Source organism: Paenibacillus wuxiensis (genome assembly GCF_040195695.1).
In the GTDB taxonomy this organism is placed as follows: Bacteria; Bacillota; Bacilli; order Paenibacillales; family Paenibacillaceae; genus Paenibacillus_B; species Paenibacillus_B suaedae.
In genome coordinates this window covers 268,520-290,300 of the sequence record NZ_JBEFZI010000006.1, presented here as the reverse complement: position 1 = coordinate 290,300, position 21,781 = coordinate 268,520, and the positions used below count along the sequence as shown (strand labels likewise).

The following is a 21,781-nucleotide window of genomic DNA, read 5'->3' as shown; positions in this document are numbered from 1 at the left end:
AACAAGGTATATGTAGATTAAAGAGAGCTAGGATTTCAATCGGTATTGCATCAATTGGTTGAAGAGGTGATCCGGATTGATTACGAATTCCGGGATGAGAATGGAGAAGCCGAGAGGGGATCGATATGCAGCGTATATCCTTTCTAAGCTGTCAGGTGCAGGCTTCTCTTTGTTTGTTTTCTTTGCTATGTTTGTATTACCGAAGATGGATTTGTACGCGTATTCAGAACAGTTTGCCAACTCTGCCTACTGGAAGATATTCTTTGGGTATGGAATTGCATGTTCGGTGATCATTGATCTAATAACGATCAAGCTGGGAAGGCTAACGGTGCTGTTACGTATTCTGCTGCACGCGATAGCGGGAAATCTCTTTTTTCTAGGACTGGAAGTGAGTATGAGCTCATTTCTTATCGGAATGTTTGGCTCGTTCTTCGCCCTTTTCTTTTTCTGGGGAACATATGCTTATCCAATTATACGCGGCCGGAAGGTTGCTCCCTATCTCTTCTCCCTCATTATCCCCTCCGTCCTCCTACTGATTGCGAATATTGATTTTACAACGAAAAGCAACTGGGTTGAGGAGCGCACCGCGATTTCTTATACAGCTTCTTTTGATTATTTCCATGGAAAGCATGAAATTCCGATACAAGTGAGACGCGGTGATGTGATAACACTATCCATTCATGTGCGCAACAAGAATGGCGGAGGGCACGGTTTTCATATAAAGGATGAGCGAGGGAACCACGTCGGAATGGAGCCTGATGGGGACAGCTCGATGAAGCTTTACGCTCAGAAATCGGAGATCTATGATGTGACGGTAACAGGAGATAAGCTTCAAGGCGGCTTTACGCTTGCTTGGCGTATAGAAAGACGTACTTAATCCTCTTTGATCTACTTTATCATTTTTCACTGTTATTAAATGGTATATCATCAACAAGGCGATGAGGGTGAGTTATTTATTATGAAAGAACTCGTATTCATTAAGGATTATAAAGACATAGAGAAATACCGTGTCAGCTTCAATGCATTGGCGCAGCGATCGTTCGGCATTCAGTTTGAAGATTGGTATCAGCGAGGATGCTGGAATGATCGATATATTTGTTATTCTTATGCTGATGGTGATAGAGTCATTGCTAATGTGTCAGCGAATGTAATGGATATCATTGTTAAAGGTGAGATTCATGAAGCCATTATGATCGGCACGGTCATGACGGATGAAGCGTATCGGAATCAAGGATTGTCGAGAAAGCTAATGGAAATCGTAATCGAAGAGTATCAGCAAAAATGCAGCTTTATGTACTTATATGCGAATCGAACGGTTCTCGATTTCTATCCGAAGTTTGGCTTCCATAGAGTACAAGAACCGGAATTCTACTCCGTCATAAATACGCTAGAGGCACACAGCGATCGTCCTCATATGCGGAAGCTGAACGTAATGGACGTTCAGGATTGGGAGCTTGTCATGCGATACTATGATTCACGGAACGTAAGATACTCGACGTGTGACGCCATTCATGCAGAAGGAATCTTCGCTTGGTATTGCTTGCATGTGTTTGAGGAGCATCTGTATTTTATTGAAGAATTAGACGCAGTCGTTATCTTTATGCAAGATGGAAATTCAATAAAACTATACGATGTCCTGACTCCGAACCAAGTTGATCTCTCGCAAGTTGTCAATAAGATTTCAACTGAGCAGACGGAACGGGTATACTATCAATTTCATCCTGAGCAAGGTGGGTTTAAGGTCGAGTACCCAGAACCATCAGATGATAATTTGTTTATGTTGCCGAATCGTCTTCAATCCCTTGATCACATAAAGCTCCCAAAAATCGCGCAGTCGTAATGATGGGGGAAAGTGAGTGCAGCATATGCTGTGAAATTGAATGGATAAACGGCGTCCTTGCCAGGAAAGGACTCAGCTTTGTTGCTCTCGAGCAGACGAAACCAGTTCCCCTCCTGTCTTTATGATTTCCGCCTACAAACCCTTATCAGAAATGGTTGGGGTTTTTTGCATAAAAAATGATATACATGACTTAAAAATTGCTTGACATAAATTATGTCATTGGGTTATGTTGTTGACATAAATTATGTCAAAGGATGATTCCATTGAATGATCAACAGATAGTCAAGTATAAGACGGTATTGGAGTATCTTGTCGTGATCAACGAGCAGTCGTATTCCGGGATAGGTCGTGAGTTCAATATTACCCCGCAACAATTCTCAGATTGGATCAAAAAACGGAGGCCCATTCCGGAAGAAAGGCTGAAGGCTCTCGCTAACTATTTTAAGGTTCAAGAGACTGTTCTTGTAGATGGGGAGCGATTTGCGAAACAATTAACACCATTTGCCAAAACCGAGCTCCATATGCTGCTGCTGGATCAGAAAGTAGCTAGGCTGAAGGCTGAGGGAGCAGAGGATGAAGATATTATCTCTTATCAGGAGAAGAAGCGGCAGCTTCAGCGAGAGCAAAGTAACCAAATCCGTCTCGGGAGAATGGCTGCAGCATTGGAACAGGGGGATGAGCGGGTTGGGGCTATATTCGATGTCATTCTCGATAAGCTAAATGCAGGACAAGTGGATGAACTATCTAATAAACTGCAGGAGGGTAAAGAATAACCATGAGTACAACTGTATACATGAACCAGACGGGTGTGAGATTACTTGGTAAAAATCAGGACGTACCCTATGATGGAGCTTACTTATTCACGAACCACAGGGGAATAGCCAAGTCAGCGTTGGTCATGCCACCGAACCGCCCGATGGAGTGGGTCTCCAAGTATGGAAGTATCACGATATCACAGGTAGGCAAAGAAATGCCCAACGGAGGGATGAATGAAGCAGGCCTTGTGGTAGAGCAAACGACATTCTGGCAGTCCAGCTATCCCCACGATCAGAACCAACCGGCTATAGGGGAGCTGCAGTGGATTCAACTTATGCTAGATACATGCGCATCCGTGCAAGAGGTGAAGGATAAGGCTGGGCGTGTCATGATCGTTAATCCGACGTCGCGGCTACACTATATGGCTTGCGATCAAATAGGGGGCTGCGCGATTTTCGAGTTCGCGAATGGGGTGTTATCCATCTACGAAGGAGAAGAACTCCCGATGCCCGTTATGGCGAACACGTCATATCCTAAGGCGATTAGGGATTGGAAAGATTATGATGGGAAATGGCGTATGGATTACGGAGATTACGAACAGAATTCAATGGAACGATTCATTCGGGCAGCATCATATCTGGATAGGCAGGTTGCAGAGATGGGATTTGCTTTCGATGTGCTGCAGGCCATTCAAAGGGAAGATACTGCTTTCAGTTTGGTTTACGATATAAATAATTTGGAAATTCATTTTACATCTAATCGCTATCCTGACCGAAAAATGGTTAGCCTCAAAGATACCGATTTTTCTAGGGATGACCCCATGGCATTAAACCTTCAGCGAACCGGAGAAGGGGGTTTCGTTCCCTATAGTACAGATTTGAATCGCACGGTAGCAGAAGCGTTTTTCCTTCATCCGGTTCTGACAGCCGTATTCGGGATGACAATTAACGAGGAGATGATCGTTTTCATGGCAGCCTTCCCGGATTCCTTCAAATTGGTAAAGAACTCAACACCGTTAGATAGTACTACATAATTTTTAAAATGCGAAGCGGTGTTTTTCTATTTTTCGAAAAGCAAATTAATCTCGTAGAAATCCTATGACGATAAGCTTTCATGGCAATTTCTGTTCGGCGAAAGTTGAGTTATAACCTCTTTAATAAAGTGACTGATCCATGCGCCCCGTGCCCATCGATTGCGAGTCACTTTATTTATTTCGTCTACTTGATGATTTTCAACCTTCATAATTGCCCGAGAGTTAGGCTGTATAACATTGGGAGATACCCCTATTCCGAAATACGTAAGACGTGGGAAAAAGCATGATATACATGATCTTCTGCCTGGTATATATATGGTTTCATGGAAGCTTATCGGTTTCGCAGGATCAGGTTCCATATGTATATGGTGAAATCGAATAAATCCAGAAGGGGATGACGGATATGAAATCTGTGCTTGAACTGGAGGAGAGACTAGCTGAGCCTTCAGATGAATGTATTCAAGATCTGGCGAAAGTCGACGGAGATATTGTTATTCTTGGTGTAGGAGGGAAAATGGGGCCAAGTCTCGCTAAGCTGGCGGTTAATGCGGTTCGCAAGGGCGGGCTGAACAAGCGGGTGATCGGGGTATCTCGCTTCACAGGAGGAGAAGTACAGCGCGAGCTGGAGGAAGCGGGGGTAGAGACGATTGCTTGTGATCTGCTTAATGACGAAGAACTCCTTAAGTTGCCTCAAGCATCGAACGTGATCTATATGGCGGGCAATAAATTCGGCACTACGGGAAGAGAGCATTTTACTTGGGCAATGAATGTGTATCTGCCTGGAAGAGTGGCCGAGAAGTACAAGGACTCTCGCATTGTTGTGTTCTCCTCTGGTAATATCTATCCATTCATGCCGATCGGCAGCGGAGGGGCTGATGAGTCTGTATCACCAGAACCAATCGGTGAGTATGCGCAGTCCACATTAGGTCGAGAACGGATCTTCGAATACCATGCCCATAAAAACAATACCCCAATGCTGTTCTACAGATTGAACTATGCGATTGATCTCCGTTACGGTGTCTTGTTAGAAATAGCTAAATCTGTGATGGAAGGGAGTCCGATTAATCTGAGTATGGGGCATGCAAATGTAATCTGGCAAGGGGATGCGAACGCAATGGCTCTTCGCTCCTTGACGGAATGCACGAGTCCGCCGACCATCATGAACATCACAGGGCCGGAGACAATGTCGGTGAGATGGGCTGCAGAGCAGTTCGCCATGCGATTCAATAAAAGCGTGCATTATCAAGGCGAGGAAGCAGAACTGGCCTTGTTGAATAATGCATCGAAGTCACATCAGCGCTTCGGGTATCCATCTGTATCATTGCTGCAGATGATCGACTGGGTGGCGGAATGGGTTCAGTCAGGAGGAACAACATGGAATAAACCGACTCACTTTCAGGAGAGAAGGGGGAAATTCTGATAATGGTAGGTAAGAAGCTTTCTAATATAATGCATGAGGCTCTCCATCAGGGCTTAGTTATCCCTGCGCATCCTCTTGCACTCAATGAGGAGCGTCAGCTGGACGAACGCCATCAGCGCGCGTTGACGAGGTATTACATTGCATCCGGAGCAGGTGGAATCGCAGTAGGAGTTCATTCCACACAATTTGAGATTCGCGACCCTAAGCATGATTTATTTGAGACGGTATTGCGCATGGCCGTTGAAGAGGTAGAACGAGCTAACATAGAACGTCCTTTTATCAAGATTGCCGGTGTGTGCGGCAGTACGGAACAAGCGATGAGGGAAGCGGAACTGGCACATCAGGTGGGGTATGATGCCACATTGCTAAGCATGGGCGGACTCTCCAGCATGAGTGAAGAGGAATTGCTTGAACGTACTGAACGGGTTTCTGCTATTATGCCGATAATCGGATTCTATCTGCAGCCGTCTGTTGGAGGACGTGTCCTCAGCTTTGATTTTTGGCGCAAATTCGCTGACATCCCGAATGTAGTAGCAATCAAAATGGCTCCCTTCAATCGCTATCAGACCATCGATGTTGTACGAGCGGTATGCTATTCTGACAGAAGAGATGAGATTGCATTGTACACAGGGAATGACGATAACATTGTCAATGATCTGCTTACAACGTACCGCTTCGATGTGAGAGGGCAGTCAATTGAGAAGAGTATTGTGGGCGGTCTTCTCGGCCATTGGGCTGTATGGACGAAGAAGGCAGTCGAATTACTGGAGGAGATCAAGAAGGAGAGAGAACGCGGCGAAATCTCTGGGGAATGGTTAACGAGAAATATACAAATTACGGACTGCAATGCTGCATTTTTCGATACTGCTCATCAATTTCATGGATGTATTCCAGGGATTCATGAAGTGCTGCGCCGCCAAGGGCTGCTCAAGGGCATTTGGTGCCTGAATCCGAATGAGACGCTTTCTGCTGGGCAAGCGGACGAAATCGATCGAGTATATAGACAATATTCGCATCTGCATGATGACGAATTCGTTGCAGCCCATCTACAGGAATGGCTGGAATAAACATTAACTATATTTCATCAAATTCAACCACTTTATCATTTTCCACTCGGGGAAATCCTTGGTACATAAGGGTTTTACGTGAACTCTTATCCCAAGGAGGGCCAATTAGAACAATTTATGAAAACGCTTTATTTATTAAATATTGAAAGCTTCTTATACTGAGAATGCGACTCACATCAGAAGCTTTCAACAAGAAAGACGCAACAAAATAAAGGGGGAAATGATCGCGATGTCAAGAAGAGTGATAAGTATTGTCATCATGATAACAATGGTCTTCTCGCTGCTTGCGGCATGCGGTGGGGGTGGGAGCGAAAGCAAGCAAGAAAGCAGCACAAATTCCAGTAATAACAGCAGTAACAGTGGTAATGCAGGTTCCGGTTCCACAGTCACGGGTGATAGTGAGCAATATGGGGATACGGGCGGGCTGAAGCTTCCGATCGTTGATAAGCCTGTAACGTTAACATGGATGCATCCTGGTAATGTCTCCATTACGAATGAAATGCTCGTCGTCAAGGAAATTGAGAAGCGAACAGGCATTAAGGTGGTGTTTCAGACATACTCCAGCCAGACTTACGAGGATAAGCTGAGAACGACCGTTGCCTCCGGGAATCTTCCAGATATTTTCAATGGATTAAAGGGTGCCGAACTGAAGGATATAGGCAAGCAGGGCGGTGTTGTGGCCATTAATGAGCATGTCGATATGCTGCCCAACTTCAAGAAGCTGTACATGGAAGAAAACCCGTGGGTAATCAAGTCATTCGGCGATCAGAGCGGGAACTTATACTCATGGCCGATATACAAGTTGAATCGGGACGTCAATCACGGTTTCATGTATAGAAAGGATATATTCGATAATAACGGCATCAAGCCATGGACGAATACAGATGAATTCTACACCGGTATGAAAAAATTGAAGGAGCTGTATCCGAACAGCTATCCTTACGCTTCTAAGACGAAAGAGCACATTTATGGAGACTGGTCTTATGGTTGGGGAATAGGCGGTGAGAACTATCCAATTTATTATGATGAAGCAGATAGAAATTGGAAGTTCGCCTCCGTGCAGGATGCGCACAAAGATATGCTCGACTTCATGAAAAAGATGTTCAACGAAGGGCTGCTCGATCCTGAGTTTTTAACGAATACGCAGGATTCTTGGACAACGAAAATGACAACAGACAAGGCATTTGTAACTTTCGACTGGATTGGCAGATTGGATCTGTTCTACAACCAGGTGAAGAGTGCGATGCCAGATTACAACTTGCGATATGCACTGCCAATTGGTCCGACGGGGCACGTAAGATCGCTGCCTGAGGTTAGCGACTACGGTATCGCAATAGCGGATAACGACAATAAGGAAGTTGCGCTGAAGTTGCTGGATTACTTAACAAGTCCATCTGGCGGGGATTTAATGACACTTGGTGTAGAAGGTGTGAACTTCAAGTGGGGTGAGGATGGATATCCTGTGTATCCAGACTTGGCTAACCTGCCGCTAGTGGATATTAGTGTTCTCGAGGATCGCTATGGGATGTGGCAGGAAAGCGCCTATTTGCGACCGAATCCGAAGAGTGTCTATTTCAAGTTCTCGGAAAAAGAGCAGGAAGCGCAAGATCTAATCATGAAGGATAATCGAAGAGAGCAGCTAGATCCAACCCTTAACTTCACAGATGATGAAATTGCGACCCTATCAGAGCTGCAGACGTCGATCCAGAAGGCAGCGGAAGAGTTCAATTCGAAATATGTGATGGATAAAAACTATGGTGATAAGCAATGGGAGGACTGGAAAAACACTGCGAAAAAAGCAGGGATTGATCAAATGCTTGCCATATTTAATGAAGCACAAAAGCGTTTTGACTCCAAGTAAGCTGCGGATCATTTGAAATCGGATGGGCACCTGTATCCTGATTCAGGTGCTCATTCCTCAAGGGGGAACAATTGTGCAGCAATCAGAGCTTGAGACTAAGCACCAACGAACAATGACGCCAAGTCGCATGCGTGGGGCGGACTTCTGGAAGCATATCAAGCGCGATAAGCAGCTTCTCGTGCTTTTTATTCCTTGTATTCTCTTCTACGCGATATTTCGATACGGGCCCATGTATGGGTTAATCATCGCATTTAAGGATTACAGTGTGTACAAAGGTGTATTCGATAGCAAATGGGTAGGACTGAAGCATTTTATTAAATTTTTCAGCAATCAGGACTTTCTTATTCTCTTTACAAATACATTCCTGCTAGGCTTCTATACGTTAATATTCGGTTTTGCGTTTCCGATCTTATTTGCCGTTTTCTTAAATGAAGTTCGAGTAAAATGGTTTAAGAAATCGATTCAAACCTTTAGTTATTTACCCTCCTTTCTATCAGTAGTCATTATTTGCAGTATGATTATTGACTTTCTCTCTCCAACGAATGGGATCGTCAATCAAGTTCTTTCCTATTTCGGATTTGAAAAAAAGCATTTTTTGATTGATGCTGCATGGTTTCGGCCGATCTACGTCATATCCGATATTTGGGCCACGATGGGTTATCAGGCGATTATCTATTTGGCGGCTGTGGCCGGTATTAATCCTTCGCTGTATGAGGCAGCTAAGGTAGATGGTGCGAAGCGGCTGCAAATGATGCGGCATATTACGATACCAGGAATCATGCCGACGATCGTCGTCATGTTCATCTTAAATATGGGGAATATGTTCAGAATCGGTTACGAAAAGGTGCTGCTGCTGTACAACCCAATGACATATAGTGTCGCCGACGTGTTCTCCACCTATGTGTACCGCAAGGGCTTCCTCGAATCAAGCTACAGCTATGCAGCGGCTGTTGGGATGTTCGAATCGGCCGTAGCTTTGGTTATGCTGCTCGGAGCGAACTATGTAAGCAAGCGATTTGGAGGTAACAGTCTATGGTAGGAGAACGTAAGCTGTCGATCTTCAATGTTGTCAATACGATCCTATTGCTTCTCGTTGCAGTGTGTACCCTTTATCCGGTATGGTATATTGCTGTCATTTCATTTAGTGACACGGTTTCTGTATTGCAAGGGGAAGTAACCCTGTTTCCGAAAGGCTTCAATATAGATGCTTACGTTGAGGTGCTGAAGGATGACAAAATTCCAAGGGCGTATCTGAATACAATCTATTATACGGCGCTTGGCACATTCATCAACCTGTTGTTTACGGCCATTTCCGCCTACCCATTAGCGCAGCGCAATTTTGTCGGCAGAAAGTTCTGGATGCTTGCGATCGTGCTGACGATGTTCCTGAATGCAGGTATTATCCCAACTTTCATGGTGGTCAAAGGACTGGGCTTAATTGATACAGTATGGGCACTCGTGCTGCCTAATGCAATCTGGACATTTGAGCTCATCATACTGAAGAGCTTCTATGAGAGCATGTCGTCCCAAATTCGGGAAGCGGCCAAAATCGATGGAGCTTCCGAGTATCGCATCTTGTTCAGCATCGTAATCCCGTTGTCGAAGCCCGCCTTGGCGTCGATTGGACTCTTTTATTTCATGGGGCATTGGAACAGCTTCTTCCTCCCGTTAATTTATTTAAATGACAAGGATATGTTCCCGCTTCAGATTGTCTTGCGAGACATGCTCATCTTCAATGCAGAGTCGGATGCTTCGCTCGTAGATCGTGCAGCTCTGGCTCCACAGGCGATGAAGAACGCGACAATTGTATTGTCTATGATCCCCGTCTTGCTTATTTATCCTTTTGCACAGAAATACTTTGCAAAGGGGGTTATGCTAGGAGCGGAGAAGGGATAGTTGATCACGGTGTAGAATGTAGTTGGAATCGCTTCAGGCGTATGAGAACATGACAAGGGGAAGAGCGAGATGAAAAGATTATTGATGAACGTCGGCCTGCTTCAAATTTTCATGGCTTTGTTAATCGTGATCATGGTCATGTTTGTCTCCAACTATATTGTACACAAGAACTCCATCTCAGAAGTCTATGACGAAGTAGCTCAAAATAATGCGCTAGTCGTGAAAACGATGATTCAATCGATCGATAACAGCTTCAGGTCCCTAGACAGCATGAATCATTCCATTCACTCCTTACCCTATAACAACATTGTAAATAGTGATGGAAGCCTGGATATGGCGAAGGTGTACGATTTACAGAAAAATGTTACCGCACTCGTCTCCAAAGCTGATTTTATCGAAGATATTATTGTATTTCATGACAATTCGAATCTTGCAATAACCTTGCACGGTACGACTGATTTAGGAGAGCTATTTGAGCAAAAATATGTACATTCCATCTACAATGCAGCGTATTGGAAGCGCTTTATGTCCATGCCCCATGAATCGAAAGTCTTTCCGTCCGATACATACAAGGTCATGAACAGCGGTACGACATGGCAAAAAAAGAAACTGCTGATTATGGTGGGAGGCAATAAATTTCGTCTATCCGATAAACATATCATGTTTTTGATCAGTGCCGAAAAGTGGATGAAATTCGTTGACCAAACTGCTGTTATACCAGGAGCATCATTTATCGTGCTTGATTCGAATCGCAATGTGATACTCAGCACGAATGATGATTTTGACTTGGTAGAGGTATGGAATCAGCTGACGTCTAATTTCCAATCGGAAGGGACGATCACGGGCAAGGATTTCGAGTACAATTTCTACAAATCGACGTACAATGGATTTATGTACATCAATAAAATTCCTTATAAGTTTAAGAACATCAACTCCGTAAGCAGTGCGAATCTTACGATCATGATCACTGCCATATTTGGAGCTATCACTTTATCTTACTTGCTCAGCATGTACTTATACCGACCCATCCGTAACATCATTCAGCAGTTGGGCATGGAAACGAGTAAAGGAAATGATATTCGCAATATCCATAAGGCTATTCGTGTGCTCCAATTAGACAATGGTAAGCTCAGAGAGCAACTTGAAGTCGTACATGTAGAACATCGAAGGGCTGCCTTCCTTCGGGTGATTGATGAGTATGCAGATCCAAGTGAATCGGAGCAGCTTATCCGCAAATACTTCCCGGAAAGCACGATAAAGAAACAATTTGTGATGGTTCTGATCCAACTGCTGCCTAAGGAGGATACGGAATCACATGAGCGTATCCATGTTGAAGAGTTGGAATCACGTATTGCTGCTGGATTGAAGCGAGAGTCGATAGAGGCACTTCTATTTCATACCGATAAGCTGCAATTCGTCGCGTGGATTGGATTGGATCAGTCTTTAACTAGGCGTACACTATTCAAACAGCTTCGTGCTTACATTGCTGCTGCAGGAAATAATGAGCTAAGCCGCTATGAAGTAGGGGCTTGTGTAAGCAGTATGTACAGCGCTGATGAGGTACACTGGAAACGCGCTTTTCAAGATGTAAACCATGGGATGTCACATCGGTTGGTAAGTAACGATGAAGCTGTGATGGATGCCGAACAGATAAGATACACCTATAACTTGTACTACCCGCTGGACAAAATAGAGAAACTCTCCAACCACGTGCTATGCGGAAGGCTGGAAGATGCCGTCCAAATCATAGAAGATACATTCGAAGCGAATAACAAGCGCAATATTCATATGCATCAGATGGTGCATGTGGCGCAAGCGATGTTCTATGATTTGTTCCGCATGATCGGCAATCCGTCGTTGGAACAGGCGGAGTGGAGCAAGCTTGAAGGGGATTTTCTTCGAAGCATTACACGGGCGAATCGATATACCGAGATGAAGCAGGCGCTTATTAAGGTTGCTGCATTTTTGGTAAAGCAGTGCAAGAGTGAGCCAACAAATAAGTTGAATCCTGCGTTCATTGCACAATATATCGAGCTTCATTATATGGAGAATTTGTATTTGGATTATATTGCAGAAGTCTTCCATACTTCACCGAAATACTTCTCTAGTTATTTCAAAAAAGCGTTCGATATTAACTATGTGGATTACTTGAACAAGGTGCGACTAGCCCATGCCAGAGAACTGCTGAAGCACACCTCCTACTCCGTGTCTGAGATCGGAGAAAAAACAGGGTATTTGAATGCGTCTACATTTGCTACTACATTTAAGAAATATTACGGAATATCGCCTAGTGAGTATCGAAAACGGCAGACAGGTTAACGATTGGGGGGATTGAAGTGAAGGCTGTGGCGACACAATCCGGTACAATTGTGATTGCAGAAGTGGAACCGAAGGAACTGGAGTATGGACATGTCAGAATTCGAACGGAATATTCAGCAATCAGTCCGGGGACAGAGCTGAGCATGGTAAACAGTTCATCGGAATCGCTGCTCCTCTTGGGATATAGTGCAGTAGGCATCGTTGAGCAGGTAGGGGATGGAGTGAGTCATGCTTTAGTTGGGCAACGGGTGGCTTGCTATGGAGCGCCGTACGTATGCCATGCGGAATGGCTGACTGTTCCCACGAATTTGATCGCACTTGTGCCTGATAAGGTTGATCCGAAGGAAGCGGCGTTCGGGGGCTTAGGTGCAATTGCGGTGCATGCGCTGCGTGTAGCTGATTTACGATTTGGGGAATCTGCCGTCATTGTTGGTCTAGGGACTTTAGGCAATTTGATCGCACAGATCGCTCATGCTGCGGCCTATCGAACGGTTGCGCTGGATACGGATGCCCGCAGGGCAGAGATGGTCAGACAGCACGGATTAGACTATGTGTATGCGGATCAAAGTCAAATGGAACTGGAATTGTCTGAAGCGGTTGGAGAGGCGGGAGCAGATGCCGTATTGCTCTGTGTGAGCGGATCGGGAGAGGCAGTGACGAACAGTGCGCTGACATGGATTCGAGATCGGGGGAAGGTGGTCATTGTTGGCGATCTGTCGATGGACTATTCCAGAGAGCTCATGTTCCAGAAAGAGGCTCAAGTTCTCATTTCAAGGGCAGGAGGACCCGGTCGGTATGACAAGCAATATGAGCAGGAGAATCGAGATTACCCGATCGGTCATGTGCGATGGACGGAGGGGAGAAATCTCGAAGCCTACATACGGCTGCTCGCTGATGGACGCATTTCGATGAAGAAATTGATCACCCATGTGTATCCGGTAGCAAGAGCCGAGGAGGCTTACGATAATTACAGGGAACGTAGAGACGTGGTTGCGACCTTGCTTCAATACGGGCATGAGACGTAATACTCGCGTCTATATATACTTGTATTCTTGTAAGTACATATGAGCCGTACGACGAATCCATGATTTGTGATGTACGGCTTTTTCTGTTGAGAGAAAGGCAATTCTATAATAGACTAGTATGGAAAAATGAACCATTGGTTCTCTCTGTGGTTACTGGGCTGATGTAGCAATACATCCAGATTGCCTAGTAATCTCGACTGTATGATGCTAGTGATTTGAATTGCGAGTAGTCGTTAATGGGGGAGATGGTCTTATGGATATGAATGAAGTGAAAGAAATTGCAAGAAAGACAATGAGCAAGCGAAAATCTCATCTCAATCGAGAACGCGGATTCATTTACTATCATGGTCAACGTGTGGCGAATCTAGCCATGCATTTGCGGAAGAGTCTCTTTCCGAACGAATCGACAATGGATGACATCATCTATGCGAGCGCCTTGTTCCATGACGTAACAAAAGGGATTGAGCCGCATCATCTTACTGGAGCCGAACTTGTGCATACCTTGCTGAACGGCGCATGTTCAGCAGAGGAACTCGCAGGTATTTCAGAAATTATCAGACACCATAATACGCGGAAGCAAGCTGATTCTCCTGAATTGCCTTATTATATGAAGCTGGTTCAAGATGCAGATATACTGGATCATTTCGGTTCCATGGAGATATGGCTGAAATTCGTATACAGCGGGAATAACGAAGAAAATGTATTCGACGCCATTCAATTGTGGGATAGTGAGAACTATGCCGAGTATGTAGCTAGCTCGCGAGAAGCGCTGAACTATGAATTGTCCAAAGATATTTTCGATCAGAAGATGATCTTCGCCGAGCAATTCCAAGCGCAATTTCGTGCAGAATGCAATGGTGAGATCTTGTTGCATCATCGATGACGTAATGCCCGCACTGCTTGCTATCCCGAAGCAATGCGGGCACGGGTGTTGAGGTTGCATCTAAGCCTACTCTCTTTGGGGATAGGCTATTTATGTTTGGGGTCAGGTATAGTTGCTAATTATAGTTTGCCTCCCCGTAATGCGTCGGTGCGTCGATTTACCCGCTTGCGAAGCAGATTCAACATGGCTTTCTTAAGCCGACTCTTCGTATTGTTGTATGCCGCGAAGAATTCATCTGGGTTATCGTAGTAGCCTAAATCCTCCGTAATCGAGAAGTTCTGAATATAGGTGCTGTCGCCACGCCAGCATAAGTTGATGTTCTTCACGTCTTTCACTGCTATACCGTATCCGATATGACCATCGTTGTAGCTGCACAGTCTATCTTTTACTTGATGAAGGTACATATCATCGATAATGACTCCTTCAAGTGCGAGCCATTTGCCTTGGAAATGAACTTCTGTCCAGGCATGAACGATATTGCGGGGAGCGAATGTATAGATGATGCCAGTCAATGCTCCTTTTTGCATTTTCTTATCGATATAGAAGCCGTGAATACGGCAAGGGATTCCGACTCCACGCAGCAAGGCCATCAGCAGGATGCTCTTCGTATTGCACTGGCCATATCCATCTGCTAATACCTCCGAAGCGGGAATATCGTCTCCACGGTTGTAACCGAACTTGATCTGGTTGCGCACATAATCGTATATATCACGAATCTTATCGTACTCCTTAGCCTCTTTCCAGGATCGCTCTATGATAAGCTTCTGAATCGATGGATGGTTATAATCAACTAATGCCGTCGCTTCTAAATAGGATTTCATGGTCATTCCTCCTTCTCCTTCAACTATAAAGGAGAGGAGGAATTCATACTTTCAAATATCTGCTATGTTGAACAATTGTACGAGCAGTCATGCCAAGTTTGTCTCGAACGGTCTTAGAGAAGTGGGAAGGGCTATTAAAGCCCGCTTCCATTGCTGCGTCTGTTATGGATTTTCCGCTAAAGACAGCATGGAATGCGTGTTCTAATTTATGATGAACGATATAGCTGGCGAGTGATATGCCGATCTTGTCTTTGAATAGATGAGATAGTCTGCTCTCGGACAGAAATACTTTCTTACTGAGTGTTTTTACAGTCAATTGAGGGAGAGAAATGCTCTCTAGTGCTTGCATGATGTGATGAACTCGTGCGTCAAGAATAGGCGGCAGATTGTCATCCGTCATGCTCAATATGTGCTTGCACTTGTTCCAAATCTGGTCGTATTCCATTGCTTGCTGTAGCGAAAATAAATGCTGGATTGCAAGCTGCTGCAGTTCCTCGATTTGATTGCTTGTTAGGATATAAATCGGTGAGTGCTGTAAGTAGGTTCTCTTCAGATGCTCACCGAATGCAGATTCTGGGTTGATGAGCATATACCATTGCCACTGTCCATGGCCTTGCAGTTCATGAACGATGTTAGAATGCAAGATTAATCCGGAAGCTTGATAGGCGACTCCGTCTACCGTAATCGCTACATCTTCTTCAAGGCCGATCGTAATCTGAATATAGTTATGGCTGTGATTGTCCGCATCTACTTTGTTCGTGAGAAAAGACACATGATCAGAGCCAAAATAGACGATTAGGTCGTAGGGGCTCATGATTGCAGACATCTTGCTTACTCCTCCTTTGCGCGACTTCATCGGTTGACCAATGGAGCATTGGTTCGAATTATACCTACCGGAACGGTTGAAGTAAAGGGAGGGACTCGCAGTAAGAATGGTATTTTTGTAGCGTTTCTTGCTTTGACAGGTTCTATTGGGGTGGATAATAATAGATATCGAGAGGTATTGTGGAAGCAATCGTGGAGCATGTTCTTGGATATACATGACAGACGAACGGAGTGGAAGTCTATGGACAGTCGTGTTCAAATTAGAGAGATAGAGCAGTTGGATGAAGAGGTGCTTCATGGGTTATCAACGTTGTTAATGGACGTCGTGAATGATGGTGCATCAATAGGATTCCTTCCTCCACTGGATCGCAAGATGGCTGACGATTACTGGGCGGCGGTATTGCAGCCGGAGGTGCGCCTGTGGGTTGCGCTCGTTGATAATCAGGTGTGCGGTACAATCCAGCTTCATCTCGCTCAAAAGCCAAATGCTCTTCATCGTGCGGAAGTGGCGAAGTTGATGGTGCACCCTTCCCAGCGCAGAATGGGAATTGCCAAGGGGTTGTTGCGTGTTGTGGAAGATTGCGCGCACCATGAAGAACGAAGCTTGCTGGTGCTAGATACGAGAGAAGGAGATCCTTCCAACTTGTTATACCAATCGTACGGGTATATGGAAGCTGGACGGATTCCGGAATTCGCCAAGTCTGCAGATGGAGATTATCACGCAACCGTTATTTATTATAAGAAGCTCGAACATTAACATGATATAGAGGGAGTGGGATACAATGACCGAACGAGTTCGGGTAACAACAGGATCACCTTGGGAGCCATTGGTAGGCTATTGCCGAGCGATACGAGTGGGCAATCAGGTCGAGGTTGCGGGTACAACAGCGATGCGCGATGGTAAAGTGGTCGGCGAAAATGACGCTTACGCTCAAACTACATATATACTGCAGGTAATTTCTGATGCGCTTCACGAAGTTGGGGCCAGCATGTCCGATGTTGTGCGTACAAGAATGTTCGTCACAGACATAACCAAGTGGGAAGAGATTGGCAGAGCTCACGGTGAATTTTTCTGCGACATTTGCCCGGTAGCTACGATGGTAGAAGTAAAGGCCCTTATCGATCCCGCTTTGCTCGTTGAAATCGAAGTACAGGCGATTGTGATGGATACGGTTGTATAGACATATAGGGTGTACTTGATAGGGTGTCAGCTACTGTTGAAGTGACTGTGCGCCAATCTTTGATTGTCTATGCACATGAAACTAGGAGACTTCAGAGGAGATAGCAAGACTTATGGATATAGAGATTGTACCGTACGATCCATCCTGGAAAACCGAATTCACCGAAATCGGACAGAAAATCAGAGAGGTGCTTGGTGATACGGCGCTTCGAATCTATCATATTGGTTCTACTTCTGTGGAAGGATTGGCAGCCAAGCCGATTATTGATATACAGGTATCTGTTCGTTCGTGGAATAACTTTGAACATTTGATACGTCAATTCAATTCGATCGGCTATGTTCATCGCGCAGATAATTCAGACAAGACGAAGCGTTATTTTCGCGAAGCTCCTGGAGGGAAGCGCACGCATATCCATGTGCGAGAATTGGGGAGTTGGGCGGAGCAGTTCCCGCTTCTGCTCAGAGATTACTTGCGCTGCCATACTGATGAATGTGAGTTGTATGCTGCGGTCAAATATGAGCTGATGAAGAAGTACCAGAAGGACAGGCATGGATATGTTGATGCCAAAGAACCTATCATCTGGGACATTATGCGCAGAGCGAGCAGTTGGAGTCAGGAAGTTGGCTGGAGGGCTGGAGAGACAGATGTGTAAAATCGTCCTTCAATTAGACCGATATAGGCAATCATGGTTCCATGGAAGTCAGCGAGCATAATTGATCCTTTTTTGGATTCGGAACATATAGCTTCGACCGTATCAAAAATTCATCATCGCATTACCGCAACTCGAATTAGGATAAGGAAAAAATAGAGAGAGTATGGGGTGTACGTGTGAATCTACCATGGGTCATATTTTTTATTGTTTGGATGACAATTTTCTTTCTGACAGAATATTCTCTGTTATTGGGTGTATTATTTGGCAGTGTATCAAGCATCTATGTTATATACCGTTATTTTAGCGATAAGAAAGAACGCGAGGCGGAAAGGCAGAGAATGATTGCTGATGCGACAAGCTATGAAGAAGACTACGAAGATAACGAGGAAGAGGAATATGAGGACGATGGGGAAGAAGAAAGTGCGGATGGTGATGAAGAGGACGAATTGCTCGAAGATGCAGCCATAATTGTAGCGGAAGTCGGATACGCGTCAACGGCTCTCCTTCAATCAAAATTAAATATAGGAGCACAGAGAGCTCGGCTCATTCAGGAGCAGCTAGAGGTGGTGCAAATTGTTGGCCCGCCATCAGCAAGTGATAGACGGCAAGCGCTCCTAACCCCAGATGGAGTAACTGCACTTATCAAAGAGGTGTATTCCAATGAGGAGGACTTGACTGAAGAAGAACAGGCTGAAGCGGACCGAAATATAGAAGCCCTTTTGCAGGAGCTTCATGAGTTAACGGGTCTTGATGCGATGCATCAGAACATTCAGCGCCTCGTTCGACTAATCCAGAGGCTTAATAATCGCTATGATTTGGGACAAGACATTTATTATCCGAGAATTCATATGATATTCGCTACGGAACCGGGTACTTGGGAGATGAGGGCTGCTGATCTCATTTCTTCTCTCTTTCACGAACTGTTCTACTTGTCTGAACGAACGGTAACTGAGGTGAATTATAAACAATTAATTGATCCGTACCGCCGAAGACGCTCACAGTCTACGCTCGATATTGTTGAACAGGCACGCGGAGGCGTACTTGTAATACAAGATGCCTACAAGCTGCTTGAAGACGATCGAACCGGACAGGGGCGGGAAGCGCTAGATATGTTATTTTGTTGTTTGGAAAATGAGACTGAAGAAGATGATGAAATCCTCGTCATTTTAACGGGAGCGCCAGCGAAAATGCACCGCTTCTTGGAGGAACATATTGAAATAGGACTTTATTTCACAAGTGTGTATGCGCTCAACATTGAGGTTCCATCCGCTAGTCGGACGACTTCTCCATCAGTAGAGAAGCGGAAGGAGTCAACATCGCTGAGCGATACTGACCAGTCAGGCAATCACACAGCAGAAATGCATTCCAATATGAAGAGTAGCGAGATATCGAATGCTGATGAACCCCAGCAAACTGATAAATTTCAACAGCCAGATGAATCGCTGCAGGGACGAACATTATCAGCAAATCCAAACTACTCTAAGGCACAATCAGATCAAACGGGGGAAGCAAGATTCGATTTACAAGGTAGTTTGAATGAATTCCTATCCAGTGGAGTACTTGGCGAATATGCAGAATCGCTACGCCAACTTGTCCATCGGTTGTCACAATATCAAGAAGGGAAGGCAAAAGGATTGTACGTCGATATGCCTCCCATGTGTCTTGCAGTTATGGGCGGTATCGAGCCTGCTAGGGTACAGGTAATTGAACTCTTGTCTCAGGTGTATAAGAAGTGCGGCATTCTATCATGGGGGCAAATCGTACCTGTATCAATAGACAATATGGAGGATCAGGATCCAAGTTCCATAAGCAGTAACGTTATATCGAATCTCCAACATGCGAAGAATGGTATGCTTGTGCTGCGGCTTCCTGCACAAGATAGAAAACGTACACATGCAGACAAGGTGCGTGCATTAACGGAGTCTCTGGTGAAAGCTACGGATCGCTATTCCTCCGAAACCGTAATCATCATCGAAGGGGATGCCAACGATGTTGCCGTCTTTTTGAAAAACAGCTCAGTACTACGGATGCGTTTCTCAGAAATCATTCAATTACCAAGTTTGTCGGAAATCGGCTCTTAACCATGTGATGCACCATATTGGATTAGCGTAAGATGAGGACTGGGTGTCACTCTATTTTCTGCAAATAGAACAGGGGGGAATGTAGCGCATGGGGATTGTTGTCGTTATCATTATTGCAGGTAGTGGTTTATATATTTGGTACCATCTGATTCAATCTGCCATTGAACAGTCGAAGATGGCCCAACATATCAAAGAAATTCGAGATTTGTTGGTTGAACTGCATAAGGATAAGATACAGACCCAGACGCAAGTACAAGAAACCCCTGATTCTGTCCAGCCAAGCCATGATACTGAATGTTGTCCGGCCTGCGGCATACGGGTAAGTATAGATGATACCGTATGTCCTGAATGTGGGTTGACCCTGGCGAATACGGAGAATTAGGAGCGTGAAGATGAAAAGCTGGAGTCGTAAGTCAATGCTCGTCGATCTTGGTTTGATTGGGCTATGTGTTGTATTGTTTATCGTTTATGGAAGAACTTTCGAAGTCGCCTTCGCGTGTTCGCTTAGCTTCCTGTATATTCTGTTGCGTAAAATAGACTTTCAAAAGTATAAATGGTTGCGGAATCTATTCTTGATCTGTGTGTCCATAGGTTTAATGCTGTTCGTTGTAGTGGAATCGCTCATTATATCCGAGATGGGGACAGATGATCGTAATCAGGCACAAGTCGATTATGTAATTGTTCTAGGTTCAGGATTAAGAGGCACGAAGCTCTCAACAACGATGCAAGATAGACTTGATGCAAGCTTGCCTTATATTCGAGCCAACCCTCAAGTTCCCGTAATTGTATCCGGAGGTCAGGGGCCAGGTGAAGATATACCTGAAGCAAGTGCAATGGAAGATTATTTAATACAGAATGGGATACCTAAGGAACGTATACTTGCTGAACGGAAGTCAACCTCAACGAAGGAGAATCTACTCTATTCACAGACTCTGCTTCGAGAACAAGGTGCATTAGGCAACAAGTTAATGATTGTCACAAGTGATTTCCACATGTATCGCTCGAAGATGCTCGCCAGGAAGATTGGGTTTGAGCCGTACGGAATATCAAGCAGTTCCCCTAATCATCTGAAACCAACGAATATGATTCGTGAATTTTTAGCGATGGTGAAGGCGGTTTTGTTTTAAATAAATTTGCGGTAAGGGAGATTCCTCATGCACAAGTGCTCGGGGATCTCCCTATTTGTGTATGCTAGGGAACGATGTTAAGATACGATAGCCATTTTCGTATAAGATTGTATACCAATTCTGCAACTACAATCCCTGCCGCCACATCCATAAATACATGCTGCTTCACAAACAATGTCGATATTATGATTGCCCATGAGAGGATGAGGACAATGGCTCGTAAATACGGGAAGCGATGCAGTGAATCTGGGTCGGATACAGCCTTAATCATGAGATAGGATGTGAAGACATGAATGCTTGGGAAGCAGTTGAATGGCGCATCTGTTTGATACACAAGCTGTACAAGAGCTGTCAGCAATCCAGGCTCTCCTATTTCAGGACGTGGTACAGTCGTTTGATATACTGCATAGACCATATAACAGATGACCAGTCCGGCGCAGAGGGAGAGCAGCGTTCGATAGTACACATTTCTTTGCTTCCTGAAGAACAGCACAAGTACGGTGAAAATATAGGGATACCAAATTACGTAGGGAATGATAAATGCAGGGATAAAAGGGATTTCCTGATCCAAATCAGTCGATAGGTCATGAACGATCGTATTCCCATGATTTAATAACCCGTAACAGATGTTAAGCACCGGGATTGCTAATAGCCACAGCAGGGGAATATATGCCGAGAGCTTTCGATTCATCTTCGCTCATCCTTTCTTTTACGAACTTGAACTCATCGTAAAGCATAAAACTATAGACGAACCGCATGAAAAGCTGAAGAATGTATGAAGAACGGATGAGAACAATACAGCTTTTCTTTTCGTGATGAATAAGGGTTGTAAATACGGAGATATCGTAGTAAACTTTGAATATTGTTTCATTCGTAACAATATTGGTGGTCTCATTTTAGATGTCAAACTCATTTTCACACCAATATCGTTACATGTGTAACAATACATCGAGTATTAGATTACGAAATGAGCAATATCAGAGCTCTGATGAGG

General features: G+C 44.7%; 21 protein-coding genes. 18 read left to right on the top strand and 3 right to left on the bottom strand.

Annotated features, from left to right (window positions below; genetic code table 11):
* Positions 1 to 76: 76 nt before the first annotated feature.
* The 12 genes from ABN764_RS15405 to ABN764_RS15350 all read left to right on the top strand — a co-directional run bounded on the left by ABN764_RS15405 (position 77) and on the right by ABN764_RS15350 (position 14,100).
* Positions 77 to 877, top strand: a complete 801-nt coding sequence (locus ABN764_RS15405; protein ID WP_446672407.1) for a hypothetical protein — start codon at positions 77 to 79, stop codon at positions 875 to 877.
* Between the two features lie 81 nt (positions 878 to 958).
* Positions 959 to 1,840: a GNAT family N-acetyltransferase gene (locus ABN764_RS15400; protein ID WP_446672406.1), complete on the top strand. Its 882-nt coding sequence runs from the start codon at positions 959 to 961 to the stop codon at positions 1,838 to 1,840.
* 254 nt (positions 1,841 to 2,094) lie between these two features.
* A complete protein-coding gene (locus tag ABN764_RS15395) occupies positions 2,095 to 2,613 on the top strand; it encodes an XRE family transcriptional regulator (RefSeq protein WP_446672405.1) in 519 nt (172 codons plus the stop codon).
* A gap of 2 nt (positions 2,614 to 2,615) precedes the next feature.
* Positions 2,616 to 3,629, top strand: coding sequence for a linear amide C-N hydrolase (locus ABN764_RS15390; protein WP_446672404.1), 1,014 nt, complete (start codon positions 2,616 to 2,618; stop codon positions 3,627 to 3,629).
* Between the two features lie 403 nt (positions 3,630 to 4,032).
* Entirely contained in the window at positions 4,033 to 5,049 is a 1,017-nt protein-coding gene (locus ABN764_RS15385; protein ID WP_446672403.1) for an NAD-dependent epimerase/dehydratase family protein, read from the top strand.
* 2 nt (positions 5,050 to 5,051) lie between these two features.
* The gene (locus ABN764_RS15380; RefSeq protein WP_446672402.1) at positions 5,052 to 6,116 is read left to right on the top strand and encodes a dihydrodipicolinate synthase family protein; all 1,065 of its coding nucleotides are present in this window, start codon (positions 5,052 to 5,054) and stop codon (positions 6,114 to 6,116) included.
* A gap of 229 nt (positions 6,117 to 6,345) precedes the next feature.
* Entirely contained in the window at positions 6,346 to 7,977 is a 1,632-nt protein-coding gene (locus ABN764_RS15375; protein WP_446672401.1) for an extracellular solute-binding protein, read from the top strand.
* A 112-nt stretch (positions 7,978 to 8,089) separates the two neighbouring features.
* Entirely contained in the window at positions 8,090 to 9,016 is a 927-nt protein-coding gene (locus ABN764_RS15370; RefSeq protein ID WP_174808039.1) for an ABC transporter permease, read from the top strand.
* On the top strand, positions 9,010 to 9,873 hold the full coding sequence (locus tag ABN764_RS15365; RefSeq protein WP_021257906.1) for a carbohydrate ABC transporter permease: 864 nt from the start codon (positions 9,010 to 9,012) through the stop codon (positions 9,871 to 9,873). The genes ABN764_RS15370 and ABN764_RS15365 overlap by 7 nt, the downstream gene beginning before the upstream one ends.
* 69 nt (positions 9,874 to 9,942) lie before the next feature.
* Positions 9,943 to 12,192 carry a helix-turn-helix domain-containing protein gene (locus ABN764_RS15360; protein WP_446672400.1) on the top strand — a complete coding sequence of 750 codons (2,250 nt, stop codon included), beginning with the start codon at positions 9,943 to 9,945 and terminating at the stop codon, positions 12,190 to 12,192.
* A gap of 17 nt (positions 12,193 to 12,209) precedes the next feature.
* A complete protein-coding gene (locus ABN764_RS15355; RefSeq protein ID WP_446672399.1) occupies positions 12,210 to 13,217 on the top strand; it encodes a zinc-dependent alcohol dehydrogenase in 1,008 nt (335 codons plus the stop codon).
* 253 nt (positions 13,218 to 13,470) lie between these two features.
* Positions 13,471 to 14,100: an HD domain-containing protein gene (locus ABN764_RS15350; RefSeq protein WP_446672398.1), complete on the top strand. Its 630-nt coding sequence runs from the start codon at positions 13,471 to 13,473 to the stop codon at positions 14,098 to 14,100.
* Positions 14,101 to 14,219: 119 nt separating this feature from the next.
* Here the strand turns inward: ABN764_RS15350 and ABN764_RS15345 are convergent, their stop codons facing one another.
* The gene (locus ABN764_RS15345; protein WP_446672397.1) at positions 14,220 to 14,921 is read right to left on the bottom strand and encodes a transglutaminase-like domain-containing protein; all 702 of its coding nucleotides are present in this window, start codon (positions 14,919 to 14,921) and stop codon (positions 14,220 to 14,222) included.
* 43 nt (positions 14,922 to 14,964) lie between these two features.
* A complete protein-coding gene (locus ABN764_RS15340) occupies positions 14,965 to 15,747 on the bottom strand; it encodes a helix-turn-helix domain-containing protein (RefSeq protein ID WP_174808031.1) in 783 nt (260 codons plus the stop codon).
* 240 nt (positions 15,748 to 15,987) lie between these two features.
* Between ABN764_RS15340 and ABN764_RS15335 the strand changes: the two genes are divergently transcribed.
* The 6 genes from ABN764_RS15335 (at position 15,988) to ABN764_RS15310 (ending at position 20,787) form a co-directional block, all read left to right on the top strand.
* Positions 15,988 to 16,503, top strand: coding sequence for a GNAT family N-acetyltransferase (locus ABN764_RS15335; RefSeq protein ID WP_174808040.1), 516 nt, complete (start codon positions 15,988 to 15,990; stop codon positions 16,501 to 16,503).
* 25 nt (positions 16,504 to 16,528) lie between these two features.
* Positions 16,529 to 16,927 carry a RidA family protein gene (locus ABN764_RS15330; protein ID WP_174808032.1) on the top strand — a complete coding sequence of 133 codons (399 nt, stop codon included), beginning with the start codon at positions 16,529 to 16,531 and terminating at the stop codon, positions 16,925 to 16,927.
* A 112-nt stretch (positions 16,928 to 17,039) separates the two neighbouring features.
* Complete coding sequence (locus tag ABN764_RS15325) at positions 17,040 to 17,579, top strand: GrpB family protein (protein ID WP_174808033.1); 540 nt, start codon at positions 17,040 to 17,042, stop codon at positions 17,577 to 17,579.
* A 176-nt stretch (positions 17,580 to 17,755) separates the two neighbouring features.
* Positions 17,756 to 19,660: a DNA translocase FtsK gene (locus ABN764_RS15320; RefSeq protein ID WP_446672396.1), complete on the top strand. Its 1,905-nt coding sequence runs from the start codon at positions 17,756 to 17,758 to the stop codon at positions 19,658 to 19,660.
* An 88-nt stretch (positions 19,661 to 19,748) separates the two neighbouring features.
* On the top strand, positions 19,749 to 20,042 hold the full coding sequence (locus ABN764_RS15315) for a zinc ribbon domain-containing protein (protein ID WP_446672395.1): 294 nt from the start codon (positions 19,749 to 19,751) through the stop codon (positions 20,040 to 20,042).
* 10 nt (positions 20,043 to 20,052) lie between these two features.
* Complete coding sequence (locus ABN764_RS15310) at positions 20,053 to 20,787, top strand: YdcF family protein (RefSeq protein WP_446672394.1); 735 nt, start codon at positions 20,053 to 20,055, stop codon at positions 20,785 to 20,787.
* Between the two features lie 64 nt (positions 20,788 to 20,851).
* On the opposite strand, the gene ABN764_RS15305 is transcribed toward ABN764_RS15310, so the two are convergent.
* Positions 20,852 to 21,478 (bottom strand): phosphatase PAP2 family protein, encoded by a 627-nt coding sequence (locus tag ABN764_RS15305; RefSeq protein ID WP_446672393.1) that lies wholly within the window; start codon positions 21,476 to 21,478, stop codon positions 20,852 to 20,854.
* Positions 21,479 to 21,781: the final 303 nt, after the last annotated feature.

Bases quoted from the DNA above. Each gene is read 5' to 3' on its own strand.
- ABN764_RS15400 (WP_446672406.1), top strand. From the start codon at position 959: ATGAAAGAACTCGTATTCATTAAGGATTATAAAGACATAGAGAAATAC.
- ABN764_RS15395 (WP_446672405.1), top strand. From the start codon at position 2,095: ATGATTCCATTGAATGATCAACAGATAGTCAAGTATAAGACGGTATTG.
- ABN764_RS15390 (WP_446672404.1), top strand. From the start codon at position 2,616: ATGAGTACAACTGTATACATGAACCAGACGGGTGTGAGATTACTTGGT.
- ABN764_RS15385 (WP_446672403.1), top strand. From the start codon at position 4,033: ATGAAATCTGTGCTTGAACTGGAGGAGAGACTAGCTGAGCCTTCAGAT.
- ABN764_RS15380 (WP_446672402.1), top strand. From the start codon at position 5,052: ATGGTAGGTAAGAAGCTTTCTAATATAATGCATGAGGCTCTCCATCAG.
- ABN764_RS15375 (WP_446672401.1), top strand. From the start codon at position 6,346: ATGTCAAGAAGAGTGATAAGTATTGTCATCATGATAACAATGGTCTTC.
- ABN764_RS15370 (WP_174808039.1), top strand. From the start codon at position 8,090: ATGACGCCAAGTCGCATGCGTGGGGCGGACTTCTGGAAGCATATCAAG.
- ABN764_RS15365 (WP_021257906.1), top strand. From the start codon at position 9,010: ATGGTAGGAGAACGTAAGCTGTCGATCTTCAATGTTGTCAATACGATC.
- ABN764_RS15360 (WP_446672400.1), top strand. From the start codon at position 9,943: ATGAAAAGATTATTGATGAACGTCGGCCTGCTTCAAATTTTCATGGCT.
- ABN764_RS15350 (WP_446672398.1), top strand. From the start codon at position 13,471: ATGGATATGAATGAAGTGAAAGAAATTGCAAGAAAGACAATGAGCAAG.
- ABN764_RS15345 (WP_446672397.1), bottom strand. From the start codon at position 14,921: ATGAAATCCTATTTAGAAGCGACGGCATTAGTTGATTATAACCATCCA.
- ABN764_RS15340 (WP_174808031.1), bottom strand. From the start codon at position 15,747: ATGTCTGCAATCATGAGCCCCTACGACCTAATCGTCTATTTTGGCTCT.
- ABN764_RS15335 (WP_174808040.1), top strand. From the start codon at position 15,988: ATGGACAGTCGTGTTCAAATTAGAGAGATAGAGCAGTTGGATGAAGAG.
- ABN764_RS15330 (WP_174808032.1), top strand. From the start codon at position 16,529: ATGACCGAACGAGTTCGGGTAACAACAGGATCACCTTGGGAGCCATTG.
- ABN764_RS15325 (WP_174808033.1), top strand. From the start codon at position 17,040: ATGGATATAGAGATTGTACCGTACGATCCATCCTGGAAAACCGAATTC.
- ABN764_RS15315 (WP_446672395.1), top strand. From the start codon at position 19,749: ATGGGGATTGTTGTCGTTATCATTATTGCAGGTAGTGGTTTATATATT.
- ABN764_RS15310 (WP_446672394.1), top strand. From the start codon at position 20,053: ATGAAAAGCTGGAGTCGTAAGTCAATGCTCGTCGATCTTGGTTTGATT.
- ABN764_RS15305 (WP_446672393.1), bottom strand. From the start codon at position 21,478: ATGAATCGAAAGCTCTCGGCATATATTCCCCTGCTGTGGCTATTAGCA.